The following is a 1,274-nucleotide window of genomic DNA, read 5'->3' as shown; positions in this document are numbered from 1 at the left end:
TGTCCGGTCCCGGTAGATGCTTGACGGTTCGGTCCCAGCTGATGGTTGACAGTGGCCGTGATCGGTTTTTCTGTGCACGTCGTTGCGGCGTGTGGCAGGAGGCCGGGATTGGCGCTGGTGGAGTTGTCGGTTGTCGAGCAGAGATACCGGGCTGTGCTTGCGGTGCTGGCGGGTGCGACGGTGACGGAGGTCGCGGCCCAGCTCGGGGTGTCGCGGCAGACGGTCAGCGGCTGGAAGTCGAGGTATGAGGCCTCCGGTCTGGCCGGGTTGGCGGACCGGTCACGCAGGCCAGTCTCCTGTCCGCATCAGGCCTCTGCCGAGGTGGAGGCGGCGGTGTGTGAGCTGCGGCGCAAGCACCCGAAGTGGGGTCCGCGGCGGATCGCGTTCGTGCTCGAGCGGTCCGGGGGAGTAACGCCGGTGCCCTCGCGGATGACCGTGTATCGGATCCTGGTCCGTCACGGGCTGGTGGAACCTGGAGTTCGGCGCCGGAAGCGGTCGGATTACAAGCGCTGGCAGCGGGACCGTCCGATGCAGTTGTGGCAGATGGATATCGTCGGCGGGGTCATGCTCGTCGACCCGGTGACCGGGGAGTTGACCGAGGCCAAGGTCGTGACGGGGGTGGACGACCATTCCCGGTACTGCGTGATCGCGTCGGTGGTGGAGCGGGCGACCGGACGGGCTGTCTGCTCGGCGTTTGCCCGGGCCTTGCAGACGTTCGGGGTGCCGGAAGAAGTGCTGACCGACAATGGCAAGCAGTTCACCGACCGGTTCGGGCATGGCGGTGAGGTGCTGTTCGACCGGATCTGCCGGGAGAACGGGATCGTCCACCGTCTCACCCAGCCGGCCTCGCCGACCACGACGGGCAAGGTCGAGCGGTTCCATCAGACGCTGCGGCGCGAACTCCTCGACGACTGCGGTGCATTCGAGAGCGTCGAGGCGGCTCAGGCGGCACTGGATGCGTGGGTGGAGGAATACAACTCCATGCGTCCGCATCAGGCGCTGGACATGCAGTCTCCCGGCGACCGGTTCACCCCGGTTGCGGAGCAGGAGCGGGACGTCCTGGGCCTGAAGATCCCCGGCGTGCTTGCGCTGGTGCCGCAGCAGCGGACACCTCCTGCGGAGCTGGATCGGGTTGAAGTGCCGCCCGAGCCAGCCAGTCTTCCTGAGCTGGTCCCGGCGACGGTGCCGGTGGAGCCCGGTGGGCCGGTGGAGTTCGAGCGGGTGGTGCCTGCGAGTGGGAATCTGCAGGTCGCGGGCAAGCAGTTCTGGCTCGG

1 protein-coding gene is annotated in these 1,274 nt (G+C 67.8%); it reads left to right on the top strand.

Annotated elements, in window-relative coordinates; translation table 11 throughout:
* Nucleotides 1-123 precede the first annotated feature (123 nt).
* Nucleotides 124-1,274: IS481 family transposase (locus tag ACFYMM_RS44420; RefSeq protein WP_388398580.1), on the top strand; the 1,151-nt coding region annotated here is incomplete at its 3' end.

It is taken from the genome of Streptomyces sp. NPDC006739 (assembly GCF_042869815.1).
Taxonomy (GTDB): domain Bacteria; phylum Actinomycetota; class Actinomycetes; order Streptomycetales; family Streptomycetaceae; genus Streptomyces.
Note: the sequence above shows the minus strand (reverse complement) of the source record. Positions and strands in the feature narration are given on the sequence as shown.